Origin of the sequence: Chryseobacterium sp. BIGb0232, from assembly GCF_024810195.1 — a bacterium.
GTDB classification, from domain to species: domain Bacteria; phylum Bacteroidota; class Bacteroidia; order Flavobacteriales; family Weeksellaceae; genus Chryseobacterium; species Chryseobacterium pennae.
Genome location: NZ_JANUEH010000005.1, coordinates 184,578 through 204,703, shown reverse-complemented (window position 1 = coordinate 204,703; position 20,126 = coordinate 184,578). Strand labels below are relative to the sequence as shown.

Annotated in this window: 18 protein-coding genes; 7 read left to right on the top strand and 11 right to left on the bottom strand. The window is 35.1% G+C overall.

Annotated elements, in window-relative coordinates; all coding sequences use genetic code 11:
- Positions 1-41: 41 nt before the first annotated feature.
- On the top strand, positions 42-1,037 hold the full coding sequence (gene dusB / locus M2372_RS14160) for a tRNA dihydrouridine synthase DusB (RefSeq protein ID WP_123320705.1): 996 nt from the start codon (positions 42-44) through the stop codon (positions 1,035-1,037).
- Between the two features lie 57 nt (positions 1,038-1,094).
- On the opposite strand, the gene deoC is transcribed toward dusB, so the two are convergent.
- The 5 genes from deoC to M2372_RS14135 form a co-directional block, all read right to left on the bottom strand.
- Positions 1,095-1,838: a deoxyribose-phosphate aldolase gene (deoC, locus tag M2372_RS14155; protein WP_123320706.1), complete on the bottom strand. Its 744-nt coding sequence runs from the start codon at positions 1,836-1,838 to the stop codon at positions 1,095-1,097.
- A 4-nt stretch (positions 1,839-1,842) separates the two neighbouring features.
- Positions 1,843-2,313 carry an Lrp/AsnC ligand binding domain-containing protein gene (locus M2372_RS14150; RefSeq protein ID WP_047379047.1) on the bottom strand — a complete coding sequence of 157 codons (471 nt, stop codon included), beginning with the start codon at positions 2,311-2,313 and terminating at the stop codon, positions 1,843-1,845.
- 28 nt (positions 2,314-2,341) lie between these two features.
- Positions 2,342-3,277 (bottom strand): endonuclease/exonuclease/phosphatase family protein, encoded by a 936-nt coding sequence (locus tag M2372_RS14145; protein WP_115973622.1) that lies wholly within the window; start codon positions 3,275-3,277, stop codon positions 2,342-2,344.
- Positions 3,278-3,654: 377 nt separating this feature from the next.
- Positions 3,655-4,326, bottom strand: a complete 672-nt coding sequence (trmD, locus tag M2372_RS14140) for a tRNA (guanosine(37)-N1)-methyltransferase TrmD (RefSeq protein ID WP_115973620.1) — start codon at positions 4,324-4,326, stop codon at positions 3,655-3,657.
- A complete protein-coding gene (locus M2372_RS14135) occupies positions 4,323-5,585 on the bottom strand; it encodes an NAD(P)/FAD-dependent oxidoreductase (protein WP_123320707.1) in 1,263 nt (420 codons plus the stop codon). The genes trmD and M2372_RS14135 overlap by 4 nt, the downstream gene beginning before the upstream one ends.
- Positions 5,586-5,650: 65 nt before the next feature.
- On the opposite strand from M2372_RS14135, the gene M2372_RS14130 reads away from it, so the two are divergent.
- Positions 5,651-6,514 carry a glycoside hydrolase family 25 protein gene (locus M2372_RS14130; RefSeq protein WP_115973618.1) on the top strand — a complete coding sequence of 288 codons (864 nt, stop codon included), beginning with the start codon at positions 5,651-5,653 and terminating at the stop codon, positions 6,512-6,514.
- A gap of 121 nt (positions 6,515-6,635) precedes the next feature.
- Here M2372_RS14130 and M2372_RS14125 read toward each other — a convergent pair whose 3' ends face one another.
- Together M2372_RS14125 and M2372_RS14120 are read right to left on the bottom strand one after the other, a co-directional pair.
- Positions 6,636-8,297, bottom strand: a complete 1,662-nt coding sequence (locus M2372_RS14125; RefSeq protein ID WP_123320708.1) for an alpha/beta fold hydrolase — start codon at positions 8,295-8,297, stop codon at positions 6,636-6,638.
- Between the two features lie 126 nt (positions 8,298-8,423).
- Entirely contained in the window at positions 8,424-8,936 is a 513-nt protein-coding gene (locus M2372_RS14120; protein ID WP_115973616.1) for a 5' nucleotidase, NT5C type, read from the bottom strand.
- Between the two features lie 208 nt (positions 8,937-9,144).
- Here M2372_RS14120 and M2372_RS14115 point away from each other — a divergent pair, with 208 nt between their 5' ends.
- Positions 9,145-11,046, top strand: a complete 1,902-nt coding sequence (locus M2372_RS14115) for an ABC-F family ATP-binding cassette domain-containing protein (RefSeq protein ID WP_123320709.1) — start codon at positions 9,145-9,147, stop codon at positions 11,044-11,046.
- Positions 11,047-11,183: 137 nt separating this feature from the next.
- Here M2372_RS14115 and M2372_RS14110 read toward each other — a convergent pair whose 3' ends face one another.
- Positions 11,184-12,239 carry a Gfo/Idh/MocA family oxidoreductase gene (locus M2372_RS14110; RefSeq protein WP_123320710.1) on the bottom strand — a complete coding sequence of 352 codons (1,056 nt, stop codon included), beginning with the start codon at positions 12,237-12,239 and terminating at the stop codon, positions 11,184-11,186.
- A gap of 183 nt (positions 12,240-12,422) precedes the next feature.
- Here M2372_RS14110 and M2372_RS14105 point away from each other — a divergent pair, with 183 nt between their 5' ends.
- The 3 genes from M2372_RS14105 (at position 12,423) to M2372_RS14095 (ending at position 16,146) form a co-directional block, all read left to right on the top strand.
- Entirely contained in the window at positions 12,423-14,708 is a 2,286-nt protein-coding gene (locus tag M2372_RS14105; RefSeq protein WP_123320711.1) for a TonB-dependent siderophore receptor, read from the top strand.
- Positions 14,709-14,800: 92 nt separating this feature from the next.
- Positions 14,801-15,316, top strand: coding sequence for a hypothetical protein (locus M2372_RS14100; protein ID WP_115973612.1), 516 nt, complete (start codon positions 14,801-14,803; stop codon positions 15,314-15,316).
- A gap of 236 nt (positions 15,317-15,552) precedes the next feature.
- A complete protein-coding gene (locus M2372_RS14095; RefSeq protein WP_115973611.1) occupies positions 15,553-16,146 on the top strand; it encodes a hypothetical protein in 594 nt (197 codons plus the stop codon).
- Positions 16,147-16,249: 103 nt separating this feature from the next.
- On the opposite strand, the gene M2372_RS14090 is transcribed toward M2372_RS14095, so the two are convergent.
- Positions 16,250-16,885, bottom strand: coding sequence for a peroxiredoxin (locus tag M2372_RS14090; protein WP_123320712.1), 636 nt, complete (start codon positions 16,883-16,885; stop codon positions 16,250-16,252).
- A 96-nt stretch (positions 16,886-16,981) separates the two neighbouring features.
- Here M2372_RS14090 and M2372_RS14085 point away from each other — a divergent pair, with 96 nt between their 5' ends.
- Positions 16,982-17,866 carry a mechanosensitive ion channel family protein gene (locus M2372_RS14085; protein ID WP_123320713.1) on the top strand — a complete coding sequence of 295 codons (885 nt, stop codon included), beginning with the start codon at positions 16,982-16,984 and terminating at the stop codon, positions 17,864-17,866.
- Positions 17,867-18,262: 396 nt separating this feature from the next.
- Here the strand turns inward: M2372_RS14085 and M2372_RS14080 are convergent, their stop codons facing one another.
- Together M2372_RS14080 and sucC are read right to left on the bottom strand one after the other, a co-directional pair.
- Positions 18,263-18,751: a hypothetical protein gene (locus M2372_RS14080; RefSeq protein WP_123320714.1), complete on the bottom strand. Its 489-nt coding sequence runs from the start codon at positions 18,749-18,751 to the stop codon at positions 18,263-18,265.
- A gap of 76 nt (positions 18,752-18,827) precedes the next feature.
- Positions 18,828-20,018, bottom strand: coding sequence for an ADP-forming succinate--CoA ligase subunit beta (gene sucC, locus M2372_RS14075; RefSeq protein ID WP_047386334.1), 1,191 nt, complete (start codon positions 20,016-20,018; stop codon positions 18,828-18,830).
- Positions 20,019-20,126: the final 108 nt, after the last annotated feature.

Below are 20,126 nucleotides of genomic sequence, written 5' to 3'. Positions count from 1 at the left end.
TATCATATTTTCTAATAATCAGAATTTTGTAAATTTGCACCATGATAAAAATAGGCAACATAGAACTGCCGGAATTTCCACTTTTGCTGGCTCCGATGGAAGATGTAAGTGATCCTCCATACAGACGTTTATGTAAAATGCATGGTGCAGATTTAATGTATTCGGAATTTATTTCTTCTGAAGGATTGATTCGTGATGCTATGAAGAGCCGTAAAAAGCTGGATATTTTCGATTATGAAAGACCAGTCGGGATACAGATCTTCGGTGGTGATGAAGAAGCAATGGCCATGTCTGCGAGAATTGTTGAGACAGTAAATCCAGACCTTGTAGACATTAATTTTGGTTGTCCTGTAAAAAAAGTAGTCTGCAAAGGTGCCGGTGCCGGAGTTTTAAAGGACATCGACCTGATGGTTCGTCTTACAAAAGCAGTAGTGAGTTCCACTCACCTCCCTGTAACGGTGAAAACCCGTCTGGGATGGGACAGCACCTGTATCAATATAGATGAAGTGGCAGAACGTCTACAGGAAACCGGAATCAAAGCGCTTACCATACATGCCAGAACCCGTTCACAGATGTACAAAGGGGAGGCAGATTGGGAACATATTTCAAGAATCAAACAAAATCCTAATATTGAAATTCCAATTTTCGGGAACGGTGATATCGATTCTCCGGAAAAAGCACTGGAATACAAACAGAAGTATGCTTGTGACGGAATCATGATCGGACGTGCAGCCATTGGCTATCCATGGATATTTAATGAAATCAAGCATTTCTTTAAAACAGGAGAACACTTACCTGCTCCCACTATTTCAGACCGGTTATTAGCGGTGCGTCAACATGCAGAATGGAGTGCAGAATGGAAAGGGGAAAGATTAGGATTGGTAGAAATGAGACAGCATTACGGTAATTATTTCCGTGGAGTTCCTCACTTTAAAGATTTCAGAAAAAAATTCCTGGAAGTTTTCACATTAGAAGAAATGGATGCCCTAATTAAGGAAACCCAACAATTCTATGAAGAATACCAGGCCCAGGTATAAAAAATAAAAACCATCAAATTGAATTGATGGTTTTTTTATTGTTCTTGAATATCGATTTTAATATCCGCCTGATGAAGATTCATTTTTAATTAATCCCAATGCAGAAGAAGTTCCGATTCTCTTTACTCCCATATTGATCATTTTTTCAGCATCTTCAGGAGTTCTTACTCCTCCGGCAGCTTTTACAGGAAGTTTTCCTGCATTATCAAGCATTATCTTTATACCTTCAAATGTTGCTCCGTTAGGTTTTCCATCTGCAGTCTCATAAAAGCCGGTTGATGATTTAACGAAAATTTCAGATAAATCATTCGCTGAAAAATTCTCTTCTGCCCAATTTGAAATACTTTTGGTAATGTCTGCGATCTGCTCATCAGTTAGAGCAGCAATTTCAATAATCCATTTGGCAATTTTATGATGGTCCAAAGATAACTTCGTACATTTCACAAATTCTTCTTTTACCAATGTAGTATTTCCCTGAAGGTAGGCATTGTAATTAATTACAAAATCCAGTTCATCTGCTCCATCTTCAATAGCTTTTGAAGCTTCAGCAAGTTTCTCTTCTATTGAGTATGTTCCTTCGTGGAATCCTATTACAGTTCCTACTGCAACATTTGAATTTCTCTCCTGAATATATTTTTTGATCTCAGCTACATAATCCGGACGGATCATGACGGCAAAAATTCCATTATCTATGGCTACCTGGGCAAGTTCTTTATCAATCTGAAGAGTTCCTTCATGTGAAATACCTGATTGTTCCGGTGTCTTCAAGTAAGTTGAATCCAAATATTGGGCTATGTTCATATCGTTATACTTTCAATTGTCTGTAAATACCTTGTTCCAAAGATATGAAAGTTTCTGTTCTTGTTACTCCTTTCAGTTTTTGGAGTTTGTTAAGGATTTGCATCAAATGGTCGTTATCCTTACAAAGAACTTTCAGGAATATTGTATAATTACCGGTTGTATAGTGGGCTTCCACTACTTCATTGATATCATGCAAAGATTTTACCACTTCAGGATAATGGCTTGGCTGATCCAGGAATACCCCAATGTATGAAATCACCTTATACCCGATTTTTTTAGGATTCAGGAATGAAATTGAGTTTTCAATAACTCCTGCATGTTCCAGTTTTTTAATCCTTTGGTGTACTGCTGTTGTGGAAATTCCTACATTTTTTGAAATGTGTGCTAAAGAAGTTTTAGCATTATCCATCAACATGTAAATGATTTCTTTGTCGATAGAATCTAAATGATAGCTTGTGTTGCTCGAATTTTTCATTTTCTACTTTTTTATTATTTATGTTTTTTTATGATAAGCTTTTAAACTTTACAAAAACCGGGAAGTGATCGCTGTATCCGCCTAAATACCGGGTACCGGCATAAGTTCGGAAAGGTCGACCTTCAAAATTTCTGGTCCTGCTGCTAATTTTTTCAGAATTGAACACACAGGCTTCCTGAAAAGCCAGCGTCTTATTATCAAGGAGGGATCTTGACATAATAATCTGATCATAGAGCAATCCAGATTTATAATGAAAAGTAGAATAATTTCTTGTAGAAAACAACTCCTGAAAAGGGTTCATTAGAACCTTCTCATGATCGTTGTCATAGAGAATTTGCACTAAATTTTCATCATCCGGGTTTTCGTTAAAATCACCACACAATATGACATGTTCATTATCATCACCTACAATTTTCATAATCCGCTGCCGGATCTCATTCAATATAAAAGTTCTCTTGGGTTTATTGATATCTTTTTCGCGCTTAGAGGGAAGATGGGCGATAAAGACATTAATAATTTCCCCTTTATATTTAATTTTCGAAAACAGTACGTCTCTGGTTGTGTCGTAATTTCCAGTGTTTTTATAGGTTATTTCAAAAAAGAAAGTAATGGTCTCAGAATCTATGACCTCTACTTTATTTTTATCGTATAACATGGCTACATCTACCTTTCTTTCATCCATAGAATTGTAATGCACAATTCCATATTCAGAATTAAAGGGATCCATTTCTACAAGATCTTCTAAAACTTTCCTTCCGGAAACCTCAGATAATCCTATGATAAATGGCAATACTTCATTTTCCTCCTTCATCAATTGAAATACGTGAGAGATTTTAAAAAGTTTATTATTATATCTTCTCTCATCCCAATTTCTTAAACCTGACTTAGTAGGATCTAATTTATGGACAGGTTTCGGATCGGGTAAAAATAAATTTTCAACATTATAAAAAGAGAACAGTTCCATCAACACAAATTTCTATACTTTAATTAATATGTTCTTTTCTTCTAAATGTAAATTTATTATTTTTTTTCAAATTTCATTGATCAATTTACAATATGATAAATCAATTTCTAATAAGAAATATTTCAAAAGTAATAAAAAAAATCAATAAAACCATTTGTAGTGAATTAAATTTTCAATTAATTCGCAATTTTATTCAATATATAAAAATTAAAATAATAAATAAAACAACAAATAATCGAAACAAAATTCCAACTATAAAGCCAAAGTTGCTAATATTTTTCTTTTCACTTACAATAATAACAAATATTATTCCATTTAATTTGTAGACAAATAGAATAATTAAAAAAAACAGGGCTTAAATGATCTGTAACACTATATTAAAGGAGATCAGGACGTTTTTCTTTAGTAATTCTTACTGCTTCGTCATGACGCCATTCTTCAATTTTACGAAAGTTTCCACTGAGTAAAATCTTGGGAACATCAAGTCCTTTATAGCTTTCCGGTCTTGTATAAATAGGTGGCGACAGAAGATCATCCTGAAAACTGTCTGTTAAAGCACTCTGTTCATCATTTAAAACTCCCGGGAGCAGTCTTATAATAGAATCTGCCAATACACATGCAGCAAGTTCACCGCCTGTAAGCACATAATCACCAATAGATATTTCTTTGGTAATATGAAGGTCTCTTACCCTTTGATCTATTCCTTTATAATGTCCACAAAGAAAAATCAGGTTTTCTTTAATAGAAAGAGAATTGGCTATTTTCTGATTAAGAGTTACCCCATCTGGGGTCAGATAGATTACCTCATCATATTCTCTTTGAGACTTTAGTTCTGAGATACATTTATCCAATGGTTCTACCATCATCACCATTCCTGCGCCACCGCCGTAAGGTTCATCATCAATTTGCTTATGTTTATTGATTGCCCAGTCTCTCAGGTGATGAAAATGTACTTCTGCCAGTCCTTTGTCCATTGCTCTTTTTAAAATAGAGGTTTGAAATGGACTTTCCATCAATTCTGGAAGTACGCTTATGATATCAATTCTCATTGTAATGTTCCGTTTTTCTTAGTAGGTATAATAATTAATCTTAAGGAAGAATCCTTGTTGATATAGCTCCACATCCAGTTGAAGAATATGGCCAGCTTATTTCTAACGCTCAAAATTAGCATTAAATGGAGAAACATCCAGAAATACCATGCTAAAAATCCCTGAAATTTTATGAAAGGCAGATCTACGACCGCTCTGTGCTTCCCTATGGTTGCCAGAGAACCTTTGTCATCGTATTCATATTCTTTCCATTCACTTTCATTTTTCTTTAAGAGATTTTTACCTAGATTTTTGGCCTGATTAATGGCAACATTGGCTACCTGTGGATGTCCTTGTGGGTACTTTGGAGTTTCCATATAGGCAATATCTCCGATAGCATACACATTATCATACCCTTTTATTTTGTTGTATCGGTCTACGATATATCTGTTTCTGACTAATTTTTCTTCAGGGAAACCATCAATTACATTTCCTGTAACTCCTGCAGCCCAGATGACATTATTGGATGGTATTTCTTTACCGCTTTTCAAATGTACTTTATCTCCATCATAATCTGTAACAACTTCTCCGCTCATGAATGTGACTCCAAGATCTTTAAGGTACTTTTCAGATTTTTCTTGAGCTTCACTGCTCATTACTGCCAGAGGTTTTTCTGTAGAGCTTACGAGAATAATCTTTAACTGATCGAAATTCATATAAGGATAATCTCTTGGTAGAATATCTTTTTTCATTTCGGCAAAGGCTCCTGCAAGCTCTACACCGGTAGGGCCACTTCCTACAATAACGATATTCCAGTTTCCGTCATCGCTTCGGCTTTTTTCAATAATCAGTTTTTCAAACGTCATCAGAACATGATTTCTGATGCTGATCGCTTCCTGGGTATTTTTCATTCCGAAGGCTTTCCCTTCCAGGTCTTTATTACCGAAAAAATTAGTTTTACAACCTGTTGCAATGATGAGTTTATCATAAGTAAACTCTGCCTCATCTGTAATAACTTTATTGTTTGCGGCATCAATTTCTCTAACGTCCGTCATCCGGAACTGTGTGTTTCTGGATTGCTGAAAAATTTTTCTGAAGGGAAAAGAAATATTGGAAGGTTCTATTCTTCCAGAGGCTACCTGATAAAAAAGCGGCTGAAACATGTGGTGGTTCATCCGATCCAGAACAATGACCTTTTTGTTCTTATTATTCAATGTTTTTGCAAGCTGCAGCCCCGCAAATCCTCCTCCTATAATGATGATTTTTTCGCGTGTTTCCATAATACACAAATTTACTGATTTTATTTAGCATTTAGGTGTGAAAAAAGTTAGTTTTGCAAAACTTTATGACACCAAAAAAGTACACCAAAAAAACTGCCAAACAGATTCATAAGAACAGACGGAACAGCTATTTTTTCCGTCGAAGAGTGATATTAGCCATCTTAATTGTAGCTTTAATCGGGACTGGGTTTTATCTCAAGCAATCTGTAAGCTATTATTATGCATTATACTTTAATAAATTCATACATAAAAAACTTCACAACAGCGAAAAGGAAAGTTCAAGAATCCAGAGAGTGTTAGCCAATAATCTTGATAAAACCTATGGCTTTGATGTTTCTCACTATCAAAACAGGGAAGACATCAAATGGGACAGTCTCAGTATCGGTAATAAAACCATTCCTTTGGAATTTGTAGTCATGCGTGCTACTATGGGAAATAAAAGTGCGGATAAACATTTTGATGAGTTTTGGGAAATGGCTAAAAAACACAAACTGATCCGTGGCGCTTATCATTTTTACAGGGCTGATGAAGATCCGGTGATGCAGGCTAATAATTTTTTAGCAAATGTAAAACTAGAGAGCGGCGACCTTCCTCCGATTCTGGATATTGAAAAGATTCCAAAACGAAAAACGAATAAAAAACTGATAGAAGATTTAAAAGTATGGTGTAAAATTGTGGAAGAAACCTACGGTGAAAAGCCTATTATTTATACATATTACCATTACTATAAGGATTTTCTGAAGGGAGAGTTTAAAGATTATCCTCTGTGGCTGGCCAATTACAATGACGTCCCAACACCATCTCCTGATGACCAGTGGGATTTCTGGCAATTTACAGAAAACGGAATCGTTCATGGGATTAATACTAAGGTAGATTTGGATATCTACAACGGCAATTCATGGTCTCTGAAAAGACTCACATTAGATTAATAAGGCTGGATAGATGGATGCCGGGAGATGGAAGTTTCCTGAACACCAAATATCAACTTTAAGTTTATTTTCTAATGATCCAAAAAAGCTTCCTACCTCCATCTTCCCGCTTCCCTCCTATTTATTTCTTTCCAAGGAAACTCAGAATATCTGCATTAAGCTGATCTGGTTTTTCAAAAGGCACCATGTGGGTAGTGTCCTTGTATATTTTCATTTCAGTATTAGGAATCTGTTTCGAAATAAATTCGGTATGATCCGGTTTAATTACATCTCTGTCACCAGCAATAACTAAAACGGGACTTTTTATTTTATCTAGATCATTTTTACTGATATCAGGCTGTGTAAGCATTATTTTTAAAAGTCTGCGTTCCCCAAATGTTTCTTCGGACCCCATATCATTTAGTTGTTTCATCTGATTGGTAAACCGTTCGATAAGCTTATCTTCTACTCCTTCAGGAAAAGCATTCGCTCCAATAGTAACCAGTTTATTAAGACGTTCAGGATATTTCAGCGCAAATTCAAGCCCTGTATTTCCACCATCACTCCAACCAACTATATTTATTTTATCCAATTTTAGTTCATCTGCCAATGCTTTTACATCATCAGCAAAAACTTTATATGTAAAATCTTTTTTGGAAGTGTCTTTGCTTTTCCCTTGTCCTCTTGTATCTACTGCGATCACTTTATACTGCTTGGCCAGAACCGGGATTTGCTGATAAAAATCTTTAATACTCCCTGAATTTCCGTGAAGCAATACCAAAGGTTCACCTTCTCCATATACTTCATAATAAAGATTTGTATCTTTCAATTCCAGGTATTTTCCGGCAGAATCATTTTTACCATATATGGATTTATCTGCTTCCTCAATATTTTTTGAATTATCAGCAAGCCATCCCTGAGAAATAATGTCATCAGTATAGCCGCCATCATCATCCTTGGTATCTTTATCGTTCCCGTTTTTATCCATTTTCACATCGATATTAATGGCTGGTGCAGCAATTGTCATTTTTGTCCAGTCTCCATAGAACTCTCTGATGAAGCCCGTTTTGAACAATGCAGCACTGATTTTAATGAATCCGTTAAATTCTTTTAAAAAATTAATCCCTACAAAGAACTTTCCTTTCACCCAGATATTATGATCATTAACATCGAGCGTGTAAGTTCCATCTTTAATCATATCCTCAGTAAGCTCCACTGTAATTTCTTCATCCAAGAGGTTCTCATCCGGATAACCATCTTTCTCACTATAGATACTGTAACGCATCAAAACCGGTTCCGTAGAAGAATATTTAGCGATATTCAGATTAATGTTCTTGATTTTGGAATTTTTCTTTGCATTAAATTCTAAAGCAGTTTCCCCCAAGAAACCAGCTTTGTCTCCTACTGGATTAACAAAATATAAAATACTTTTGGTTTTCGTTTTTACACCCCAATTTTTATCTACCAGCTTTTTAGGTTTAATCGCAATTTCTTTGATGGTTTTAGTTTTCTCGTTCAAAAATACCTTCTGAAGATCATGGGCTTTAAAATTCTGTACTGTTTCTTCATACAGCTCATACCCTGGTACTTCTATTTTTACTTTTTGTTGCGGGTCCAAACCGGTAAGATCTATTGAAAAATTTCCTTTTCCGTCTGAAATTGTTCCGGTAGTCTTCTTTTCTACCCCAATTTTCACATAAGGCACGGGTTGATTTTCATTTTTAGAAATAATGTTCCCGGAAATGACCTGTGCATTGAAAACTGAAACTGTAAAAATTAAAGATAAAATGCTAAGTTGTTTCATGTTAAAAGTTTGGTGCAAACTTATCTATTTAGAACGGCCAACATTCATAAGGCATTATTAAAATTAATTCCTTTTTAGTTAAAGTTATTTTAAATTTCTAACAACCCTTTACATATTAACTGTCCTCTATAAAATTTCCATGATTTCCTCCCATGAATTCACTCTTCTATAGGTTTCATTTTCCACCAGTTCATTATGAGGCTGGGTGAAAATCAGTCGTTCCCCTGAGAAATGGTCCAAATTCTTAGGATAATCATCAATCATTACATCTCCTGCCACAACTTTTTTACTTCCGCAAAGGACAATCTGTTCCCAGGTAATGAATGGAAAATGTTCAGCCAGCCAGTCATATTTTTCTCTTAAGCTGTTCGGAAACTCCATTCCTGCGGAGACAATATACAATTCATATTTACTGTTCAGATATTCTATTGCTTCCTTACTTCCTTTCATTAGAGGTAATGTTCTGAAAAACCCTACTTCATTCACATGTTTCTTACCATTGGGAAAAACTTCCAGTTCAGGTTTTCCTGTTATTTCATTAAGCTCAACTTCCTTTCCGGTATCTCTTTTTTCAAACTGAATCAGCTGATGGTATACATCTGCCATTACCCCATCCATATCGACAATCACTTTTTTCATTTGTTCTTAATCGGTTTTTTAAATTATTATTGTTTAAGTCTGAATACTTTATACCAAATTTACCAAATCGTTTTCTCAGATAGCAGGTACAGTTTATTAAAAAATTATAAATATTCATTTTTATAAAAGAACTTCCGGAAAGTTTTGTGCTGACATTTTCGTATTTTTGCGACTCATTTCAAAATTAAAATCAAACTATTAATTCCCAATGAATTACGTTTCTGCAGAAAATCTTACCAAATCTTACGGCATCAAAGTTTTGTTTGAAAACATATCCTTTCACATCAATGAAGGAGACAAAATTGCCATTGTTGCCAAAAACGGAAGTGGAAAATCTACCCTTCTGAAAATTTTAATGGGTAAAGAAATTGCAGACAGCGGCACTGCAATCATTAATAAAGATATCCAGGTTGTTTTATTCGACCAGGAAATTGATTTTGATTCCAATCTGAGCATTGAGGAATTCATGATGACTCTGGATTCTGAACCTATTCTTGCTTTGAAGAATTATCACAAATCTCTTCATTCCACAGATCATGATTTTATTGAAAAAGCACTGGCTGATATGGAAGCCCATAAAGCCTGGGATCTTGAAAATGAAATGAAACAGATTCTTTCTCAGCTTAAAATTACGGATCTTGATGCCAAAATGGGAACGCTTTCCGGAGGCCAGGTCAAGCGTGTTGCTTTAGCCAAATTATTGACAGAAACCAGAGCTGAACATAAGCATACTCTACTGATCATGGATGAACCTACCAACCACCTTGATGTGGATATGGTGGAATGGCTTGAAAACTATCTGACCAAAGCAAAAATAACGTTACTGCTCGTTACCCACGACCGATATTTTCTGGACAGTGTCTGCGATATTATCTGGGAAATGGAAGACAGAAATCTTTACGTTCACAATGGTTCATATGCAACCTATCTTGAGAACAAAATGATCCGTGAAGATAATATGAATGCAACCATCGATAAAGCCAATAACCTTTACAGAAAGGAACTGGAATGGATGCGAAGACAACCGAAAGCAAGAACCACAAAATCTAAAAGCAGAATTGACTCTTTCTATGAAACAGAAAAGGTAGCTAAAACAGACACCAGAAAACAGGGTCTGGAACTTGATTTTGAAATGAAGCGTCTGGGAAATAAAATTCTGGAACTGAAAAACATTGATAAAAGCTTTGGAAATAAGGTCCTGTTAAAAGATTTCAGCTACCAGTTCCAGCGTGGTGAGAAAGTAGGAATCATTGGAAAAAACGGTGCCGGAAAATCTACTTTACTGAATATTATCCAGGGATTGGAAAAGATAGATAAAGGTGGGATTGAAACAGGAGAAACTATTTCTTTCGGATATTTTGCCCAGAAAGGTCTTACTTATAAAGAGGATGAACGTGTGATTGATTTCATTAAGGAAATTGCAGAATTCTATCCTTTAGCCAATGGCAGAAGCCTTTCTGCATCACAATTCCTGAGATTATTCTTATTTGACGACCAGACACAGTACTCTCCTATCTCAAAATTATCAGGAGGAGAAAAAAGAAGACTGCACCTGATGTATATTTTATATCAGAATCCTAACTTTTTGATTTTTGACGAACCTACAAATGACTTGGACCTTCCTACATTAACGGTTCTTGAAAACTTCCTACAGCAATTCCAGGGATCTCTGATCATCGTTTCCCACGACAGATATTTCATGGACAGAATTGTAGATCACGTTCTTGCTTTTGAAGGGGATGGAAAAATTAGAGATTTTGTAGGAAACTTCTCAGAATACCGTGAGGCCAGAAGCCGTGAAGAAGCTTTAGAAAAAAATACAACGGCAAAAGCTGAACCTATACCTATAAAAGAAACAGTTGTTGCTACAGAAAATACTTCATCTTCCAATGCTCAGAAAAGAAAATTAACTTTTAAAGAACAAAGGGAACTGGAAACTATTGAAAAAGAAATACCAGGGCTGGAAGAGCAGCGTGCAAAAATACTAGATCAGCTCAATAATGAATCTGATTATGAAAAAATAGCCAAACTTTCTTCTGAACTGGAAACGATCTCTGAAAAACTGGAGAACTATGAGATGAGATGGCTTGAACTTCAGGAAATCATGTAAAAAATAGGAGTTATGAATGAGTTCAGAAAGTTTGAGAGTAAGAGCGTTTTAGGGTGAAAAAGCAGAAAAATTCTACTTCAGATTACCAGTAACCTTGAACTTTAAACTTTGAACTCATTGATAACTCATTTGTTAATTTATAGTACGATGATCTTTCCTTCTTCTGTACTTGTAATGGATGCATCGATGATCGTCATATTCTGAATCACTTCTTTTCCCGGTGAAGGTAAAGGATATCCAAATACAATATGTTCATAGATTTGCTGGTAATAATCCATATAATTTCCGGCTTCGCTTGAAGTAAATATTCTTTCTGTTTCTGAATTTTCATTCAGATAGTTTAAAATTCCGTCTGCTTCTTTCAAAGGCTGCATCCATTCTTTTCCATAAACAGGAATGGCACCTGCCACTAATTCCGTTTCCTGATTATCGGTTCTTTCCTGAAGGAGACTTCCTCTATCACCATGAATTTTATAAGCGTAATGATCTTCTTTAGTGAAAACGGAAGATTTTAATCGTACTCTCAGATCATTTTTATAGAACAGAAGGATTTCAAAATAATCATTGGCATATTCTGTGCCTTTCATTGAAAATACATCAGCAAAAAGTTTTTCAGGATACCCGAAATACTGTACCGCCTGGTCCACAAGATGCGCTCCAAGGTCATGCAGTGAACCCGAACCTATCTGATCCGGATTTTCTTTATGCTGTTTACCGCTTGGCGTAGTACGGAATCTGTCAAAACGGATCTCTGCCTCTTTGATATTTCCTAATTTCCCTTCCTTTAAAACTTTTTGTACCTGCTGGAAATCACGGTCAAATCTTCTGTTTTGATACACACTTAAAAATAATCCTTTCTCTTCTGCCAGTGTTACCAGCTCTTCCGCTTCTTCTACATTTACAGTAAATGGTTTTTCAACGATAATGTTTTTACCAGCTTCCAATGCTTTTTTAGCATATTCATAATGAGTCTGAACCGGAGTGTTGATAATGACTAATTCTATATCTGCATTCTGCAGCATCTCTTCTACCGAACGATAAATAGTAGCCTCAGGATATTTTTCTTTAGAATCTTCTTTACTTCTTTCCACTATTGCAGAAATAAAGAACCCCGGATGTTCTTTTAAAAAAGGAGCATGAAATACTTTTCCACTCATTCCAAAGGCACAAAGCCCTGCTTTTACCAGTTGCATATTTTAATTTTTCAACAAATATATTCATAAAAAACGCCGGATTATCCATCTACAATAAGGATAGAAACAATCCATATATTTCACCCTTAAAAGACATGACAAAAATCATACATTAATTTTTATTCATTCTAAACAAATACTTACATTTGCGCCTTATTTAAAACTGTTCTACATAAAAATAAAATGAAAAGACAACTACTTTCTTTAGGCCTTCTATTTATCGCTGTTTCAGCAAGTTCACAGCTGAAAAACGTTGAAGCAGATACTATCAGAACCCAAACCATTGAAGACATTAATCTTCACAAAACTGGAAATCCAAACCAGGCGAGACCATTATCGACAAAGTCTAATCTGACGGTAATGGAAACCCCTCAACCGATTGCTATCGTTACCCATGAAATCATTGAGCAGCAACAGGCAAAACAATTGAGTGATGTTCTTCAGAATGTAAACGGGATGTATATTACTTCATCCAGAGGAAATTCTCAGGACAGCTTTGGTGGGCGTGGTTTTATTTTAGGAAATGATAATATTTTCAAGAATGGATCAAGAATAAATAGCGGAGTTTTTCCGGAAGTAAGTGGTCTTGAAAGAGTAGAAGTTTTAAAAGGAGCCAACGCAATGCTTTATGGAAATACGGCTGCCGGAGGTATTATTAACATGATTACCAAAAAGCCTAAATTCAATTTTGGCGGAAGTCTAGGACTAAATGGTGGAAGCTGGAATACTTATAAACCAACAGTTGATGTTTATGGCCCATTATCTAAAAATATTGCTTTCCGAGTAAACGGAACTTACGAATATGCTGAAAGTTTCAGAGATGTTGTACAGTCTGAAAAATATTACTTCAACCCTTCATTTTTATTTAACTTAAGTGAAAAATCTCAATTAATTGTTGAGGCAGATTATCTTAAAAATAATTTCACCCCGGATTTCGGACTTGGATCTATTACCGAAAAAAACCAAAGCTACAGATTGAATGACGCTCTTCCCAGAAATGTCTTCTTTGGAACATACTGGCAATATCAGGATGTACAGCAAGCTTCTACGAATGTAACCTTTAACCACCAATTTAACGAAAGATGGTCTTTGAATGCTACGGCTTCTTACCAAAACTATACTAAAGATTATTTTTCTTCTGAAAGAGTACAATGGATATATGACACTAAAGATAAAACTGTAGATCCTAACAGATTATCGTGGAAAAGGCCTTTTGGTAAAACTTACAACGAGCAAAATTACACTTCTGCACAAGTAAACATTAATGGTGAGTTCAATACCGGAACAATCAACCATAAAGTATTAATTGGTGCAGATGCAGATTATAGCCAGGCAGATGCTTATGCTTATACTATCACGGGTCCAACAAATCTTTTATATCTTGATGATCCTTCAACATGGGGAAATGTAGGTATACCAAATTCTACTCTTAGTACAAGAAATAGAATCAATACAAGAAGAATCGGCTTCTATGCACAGGATTTTATCAGCTTAACAAAGCAACTAAAAGTAATTGCCGGGCTAAGATGGTCTTATATAGAAAATATGCCTACACTGACTACTCGTTTTACATTAAATGATAAAATTGAAGTAGCCAATTCTTCAACATCTGACAATGCATTTTCTCCAAAAGTAGGTTTGGTTTATGCACCAAATGAAAACCTTTCGGTATTTGCAACGTATACAAATTCGTTTGCATCAAATGCAGGATATACTTCGGATCAATTTGGTACAGTAAATACCACTAAAATTGATAAAGATGTTCAAAATCAGTTAACAACTTTATCAAGACAAAGCATAAAACCATCAACCGTTGATCAATACGAAATTGGTGTTAAAAAGAATTTCTGGAACAATGCTTTAGCGGTTAACTTAACGGCTTACCAGATTATGTACAATAATTATTATCAAACGTATTGGTTCGCTTCTTCTACAAACGGAGCACCGGTAAATTCAACAGATACCAATCTTAAAGAATTTGCAGGAAATATGAGAAGCCGTGGTGTAGAATTAGATATTACAGGAAATCCTACAGAAAACTTATCTATCATCGGAGGTTTTTCATATAACAATTCTGTTTACCTTGACACTCCTGAAAAGGGATATGTTGAAAAACAAAGACTGGTAAGAACACCAGCTACAACAGCGAATGCTTCTGTTTTCTATAAATTTACAAATTATGTAAAAGGATTAAAAGTTGGAGCTGGAATTTATTATATCGGAGACAGAATCGCGGGATGGAATGATTCAAAATCCACAAATACAAGTAGAGACAATGTGAGTAGAATGTTTGATTTAAAAGACTATACTACTGTTTCTGTATCAGTTGGCTACGAGTGGAATAAGTTCTCTATCCAGGGAAGAGTGGGTAATCTATTTGATACAGTCAATTATAATGTTCACGAGAATTATTCAGTAAACCCGATTACTCCAAGAAATTATTATTTTACGTTGACATACAAACTGTAGAATTAAACATATAATTACTTCTTTATTAAAAGTGGAAATTGCATTTTTGCAGCTTCCACTTTTGAAATTTAAAAACAAAACAAAAAAACGATATGGATAAGATTAAAGACACAAGAAGTTTCATGAGAATTACACACCGTTATCTGGGGTATTTCCTGGCAGGTATTATGGCTGTGTATGCCGTAAGTGGAATTATTTTGGTCTACAGAGACACCGATTTTCTAAAGAGTGAAAAAAAGTACGAAAAGACTTTATCCGCAAACCTTTCTGAAAAAGAACTGAAAAAGGAATTGAAAATGAAAGGTCTTGAAGTGGAAAAAACTGAAGGTACCGTTCTTCATTTTAAAAAAGGAACCTATGACTCTTCTACAGGGGTTGCTAAGTATTCAAAAATGGAACTGCCTTTTGTACTGGATAAAATGGTTTCTCTTCACAAATCACAGTCTAAAGATGCCATAGCACCTCTAAGTGTATTTTTCGGAGTTGCACTTTTCTTCTTTGTGATTTCGAGTTTCTGGATGTTTAATCCTAAGACAAAAGCTTTCAAGCGTGGAATCAAGTTTACGATTGCAGGACTTATTATATCTATTCTCCTTTTGTGTATTTAAAATGATAAAAGAGAATTAAGATTTTTCAAAAATTCAATAATATTCCCTTTTGGCTTTCTGACTTCATTATTAATAATTATGAAATATTCAATAATAATGTTAAAAATTTCCATCATATCTCATTGATATTATTAACATTAATTTAGAAAAATTGTCTAAAATTAAGACTCTGGCACATTTATTGTTTTTTCTATAATTCGTGAATAATAAACATTTAATTATTAAAATAATAAATTATGAAAAAACTTATTTTAACAGGAGTATTAGCCGTAGCAGGTTTAACAGCAACTGCAAACGCTCAGATTCAGAAAGGTAATTGGATGGTAGGAAGTAGTTTAGTAACAAGTAATTTCGGATTAAACACAGGTGGTGGATACCAAATTAACCTACAACCAAAAGGAGCTTATTTCATTGAAGATAATGTAGCTGTTGGTGGATATGTAAATTTAGGTATCGGTAAATCTTCTAAAGATTCAAGTACAAGATTTGATTATGGTGTAGGAGCTTTAGGACGTTACTATCTTTCTCCGGGAGAACAAGGTGTTAACAACTTATTACATCACGGAAGATGGTTCTTCGAAGGTAACGTAGGTGTTGGTGGATATTCTATCAGCCAAGGAGGTAACTCTACTACAGGTCTTGACTTTGGTGCAGGACCAGGTTATTCTTACTTTATCACTCCAAATATCGGACTAGAAGGTTTAGTAAAATATGCTGGTGTTACAGGTTTTGGAAATACAGGATTAACATCTAACATTACTTTTAATCTTGGATTTAGTGTTTACTTACCAACTTCTAAAGCTAAGCAAGTTATTAACGACGTTAAGTAATCAATTACTTATACACTTTATAAAAAATTTGAAAGCGCCCCGAAATTTATTTTCGGGGCGCTCTTCGTACAAATTAAAACTAAACTATAAAAAATCAAATAAATCATGTATTGGGTTGGGGAGTATATCTTAGGTACGGCTTTATTTCCGTAACGCCTTTAGGGAACTTTTTGATGGCCTCTTCTGTAGAAACCGTTGGCGGAACGATAACATCCTCTCCGTTTTCCCAGTTGACAGGAGTAGCCACCTGATAATTGTCAACCAATTGTAAAGAATCCAATACCCTCAGGATTTCATTAAAATTCCGTCCTGTAGAGGCAGGATAGGTAATAATAAGCCTTACCTTTTTCGCTGGATCAATAATCAATAACGAACGCACTGTTGCTGTAGCAGAAGCATTAGGATGAATAAAATCATACAGTTCTGAAACTTTTCTATCCTTATCCGCTATGATCGGAAACTGAACTTCAGTATGCTGAGTTTCATTAATGTCTTTTACCCAGTTCTGATGATCCTCTACCCCATCCACACTTAAAGCAATTACCTTTGTGTCTCTTTGGGCAAATTCAGATTGTAATTTAGAAGTATATCCCAATTCTGTAGTGCACACCGGTGTATAATCTGCCGGATGCGAAAACAGAATTCCCCAGGAATCCCCCAGGTAACTATAAAAATTAATATCCCCTGCAGAGGTTTCTGCATGAAAGTTGGGTGCTGTATCTCCTAATTTGATTGACATAATATTTCGCATTTGTTAGTCTACAAATTTAATAGACTTTTTGACACTAACAAAATTTTTAATGAAAATTTATATCTTTAAGGTAAAATTTTATTCATGGAGAAAACCGGACTCACCTATATTGACATGGTGTATAAGGTATTGGAAAGTTGGTATGTAACGTTTGCAGAGCTTACCCCTAAACTGATTGTCGGCATTTTAGTATTTACATTCTTCCTCATTACAAGTAAATACATGAGCCAGATTGCTGTAAAACTATTTCACAAATTCTTCCCTAAAAGTGATAAAGAGAGCTCACTCGTGACCTTAATCAGTATATTCAGGTTCCTGATTATGCTGATGGGAACTTTTATTTCCCTTGAAATTATGGGATTCAGTGGATTCCTGTGGAAATTTATAGGAAGTTTGGGAGTAGCCGGAGTTATTGCCGGAGTCGCATTAAAAGACCTTGTTTCAAGTATCTTTTCAGGAATGCTTATTGGCATTGATAAAGCCTTTAAAGTGGGTGATTATATTACCATCGGAGCTCATTCCGGTACGGTACAGGAAATCGGATTTTTAACTACAAAAATTCTTACTGATGATGGTAAGAAAGCTTACATCCCGAATCAGGTTGTTTTCAATGCTCCATTTTATAATATTACAGCTTCACCTCAGCGCAGAATCATCTTAAATTTTGAAATTCCTGCTGATGAAGATATCAGTAAAGCCCAGAAAAGTATTCTGGAGGTGGTAAAAAACCTTGATAATGTGGATAAGTTGGATACCGCAGAGGTCATTTTTACCGATCTGAAACAGGGTTCATTTAATCTACAGGTTAAATTCTGGATTAAAATTGGAGCTAATCTGGCACAGGTAAAAAGTAAAGCTTATTTAAACATTAAGGAGCGATTTGATGTGGATAAAATCCAGTTGGTAACTCCAACGAGTATTAGTATTACAAATGGAGAAAGTAACTTACCTGAAAGTCAGGATAAGTAGTATTAGATAACTATATATGATTTGTCTTACTGTCATCTGACGAAGGAAGAATCTTTTACATTGAAAAGAGAAGAAAAATAAGTAAATAATATATTTCCAGCGGATTTCTCAGATGTTTGTGGATAAACTAGAATCATAAAAAGCTGTTTCAATTTTTGGAGCAGCTTTTATTTGTTGGTAAACGCAATGGCTCAAAGATTTTAGGATATGTGAGTGTTTTTAAGGCGCGAGGATTTTATCTTCGATAAAATTGTATGCTGGATGATAATCGCCACGGATGCATGAATAATTTTAATTATGTATAAAGCCTATGGGGTTTAAAAATTCTGAACCACATAGATTTTACATAGAAATGTATCTTAAAAAAGACTTTGTGTTCTTATAATATCCGGTAAGCTATTTCTTATTATGCTTTTTAGAAACTACAGCACTGTCTTTTTTGGGCATCTGGGCAACAGTATCATTATTTATCTTAAGAGGCTCTCCCAACGTTATATTTTCATTAGGCAGCGTATCTTCATTGAGCTCTACAGCTACCTCACCCGTTTTCATCTCTTTTTCTTTTGAACATCCGGCTAGAAACAGAACCAAAGAAAGTACTGCAAGTGTAATTTTACTGTTTTGAAAAACATTCGGAATAAATCTGAAGAATTGATTTTTAACTTTTTGTGATGGACCATCTTCAATATTTAGCTGATGATTATAAAATCTACCACAAACCTTTTCATTTTCTTTTTCAGTGAGGATATGTTCAATTTCATGAGGACTCTTTTGAGTAAAATCAATCACACATTTACTGCAGACAGAACAAAACCTGCCCTTTTCCTGTGGAGACATAGATTCCCAGTTTTCAGAGCAAGGCTCAGGGATGTATAAGTTTTTCATAAATATAGTTTATTATACGCATTAAAAAACCGTTCCAAAAATGAAACGGTTTCTTATTTTATCTGAAAATTTTAGATTATGCTAAAACTTCTTTTACTTTGTTTGCAGCTTCTTCTAAAGTAATTGCAGAGTGAACCGGAAGACCAGACTCGTCAATTAATTTTTTAGCTTCTACAGCGTTAGTTCCCTGTAATCTTACGATCAATGGAACCGGAAGGCTACCCATAGCTTTGTAAGCATCTACAACACCCTGAGCAACTCTGTCACATCTTACGATACCTCCGAAGATGTTGATTAGGATTGCTTTTACGTTTGGATCTCTTAAGATGATTCCGAAAGCAGTCTGTACTCTCTGAGCATCAGCAGTACCTCCTACGTCAAGGAAGTTAGCAGGGTTACCACCTGATAATTTGATGATATCCATAGTTGCCATTGCAAGACCAGCACCGTTTACCATACAAGCAACGTTACCATCCAATTTTACGAAGTTAAGACCAGCTTCACCAGCTTCAACATCCATTGGATCTTCTTCTCTTGTATCTCTAAGTTCAGCTAAGTCTTTGTGACGGAACAATGAGTTGTCATCTAAAGTTACTTTAGCATCTACAGCGATAATTTTGTTATCAGAAGTTTTCAACACTGGGTTGATTTCGAAAAGAGAAGCATCAATACCTGTGTAAGCATTGTAAAGAGATGAAATAAATTTCACAAATTCTTTAAAAGCATTCCCTTCAAGACCTAGGTTGAAAGCAATTTTTCTAGCCTGGAATCCTTGAAGACCGATAGCTGGATCAATAAGTTCGTTGTGGATTAAGTGAGGAGTTACTTCTGCAACGTGCTCAATATCCATACCTCCTTCAGTAGAATATACGATTGTATTTTTCCCTTCAGCTCTATCTAAAAGAATAGAAACATAAAATTCTTTAGTTTCAGATTCTCCAGGATAATAAACATCTTCTGCAACCAAAACAGAGTGTACTTTTTTACCTTCAGCAGAAGTTTGTGGAGTTACCAACTGCATTCCGATGATATTCTGAGCGTTTTCTTTAAGTTTATCCATGTTTGGAGAAAACTTAACACCCCCACCTTTACCACGACCACCCGCGTGAATCTGTGCTTTTACAACCCAAGCCTGAGCTCCGGTTTCAGCAGTCAATTTTTCAGCAGCTGCTACAGCTTCTTCTACGTTGTTTGCAACGAAACCACGTTGGATAGCTACTCCATACTTTGATAAAATCTCTTTTGATTGATACTCGTGAAGATTCATATTATTTTTATTATTTTATTTTAATATTTAAAGGTTGACAAATTTACTAAAAAGAGTTTAGATTTAAAGAATTACCAAAGAGAAGTTGAAGGCAAATTTAAAATTATT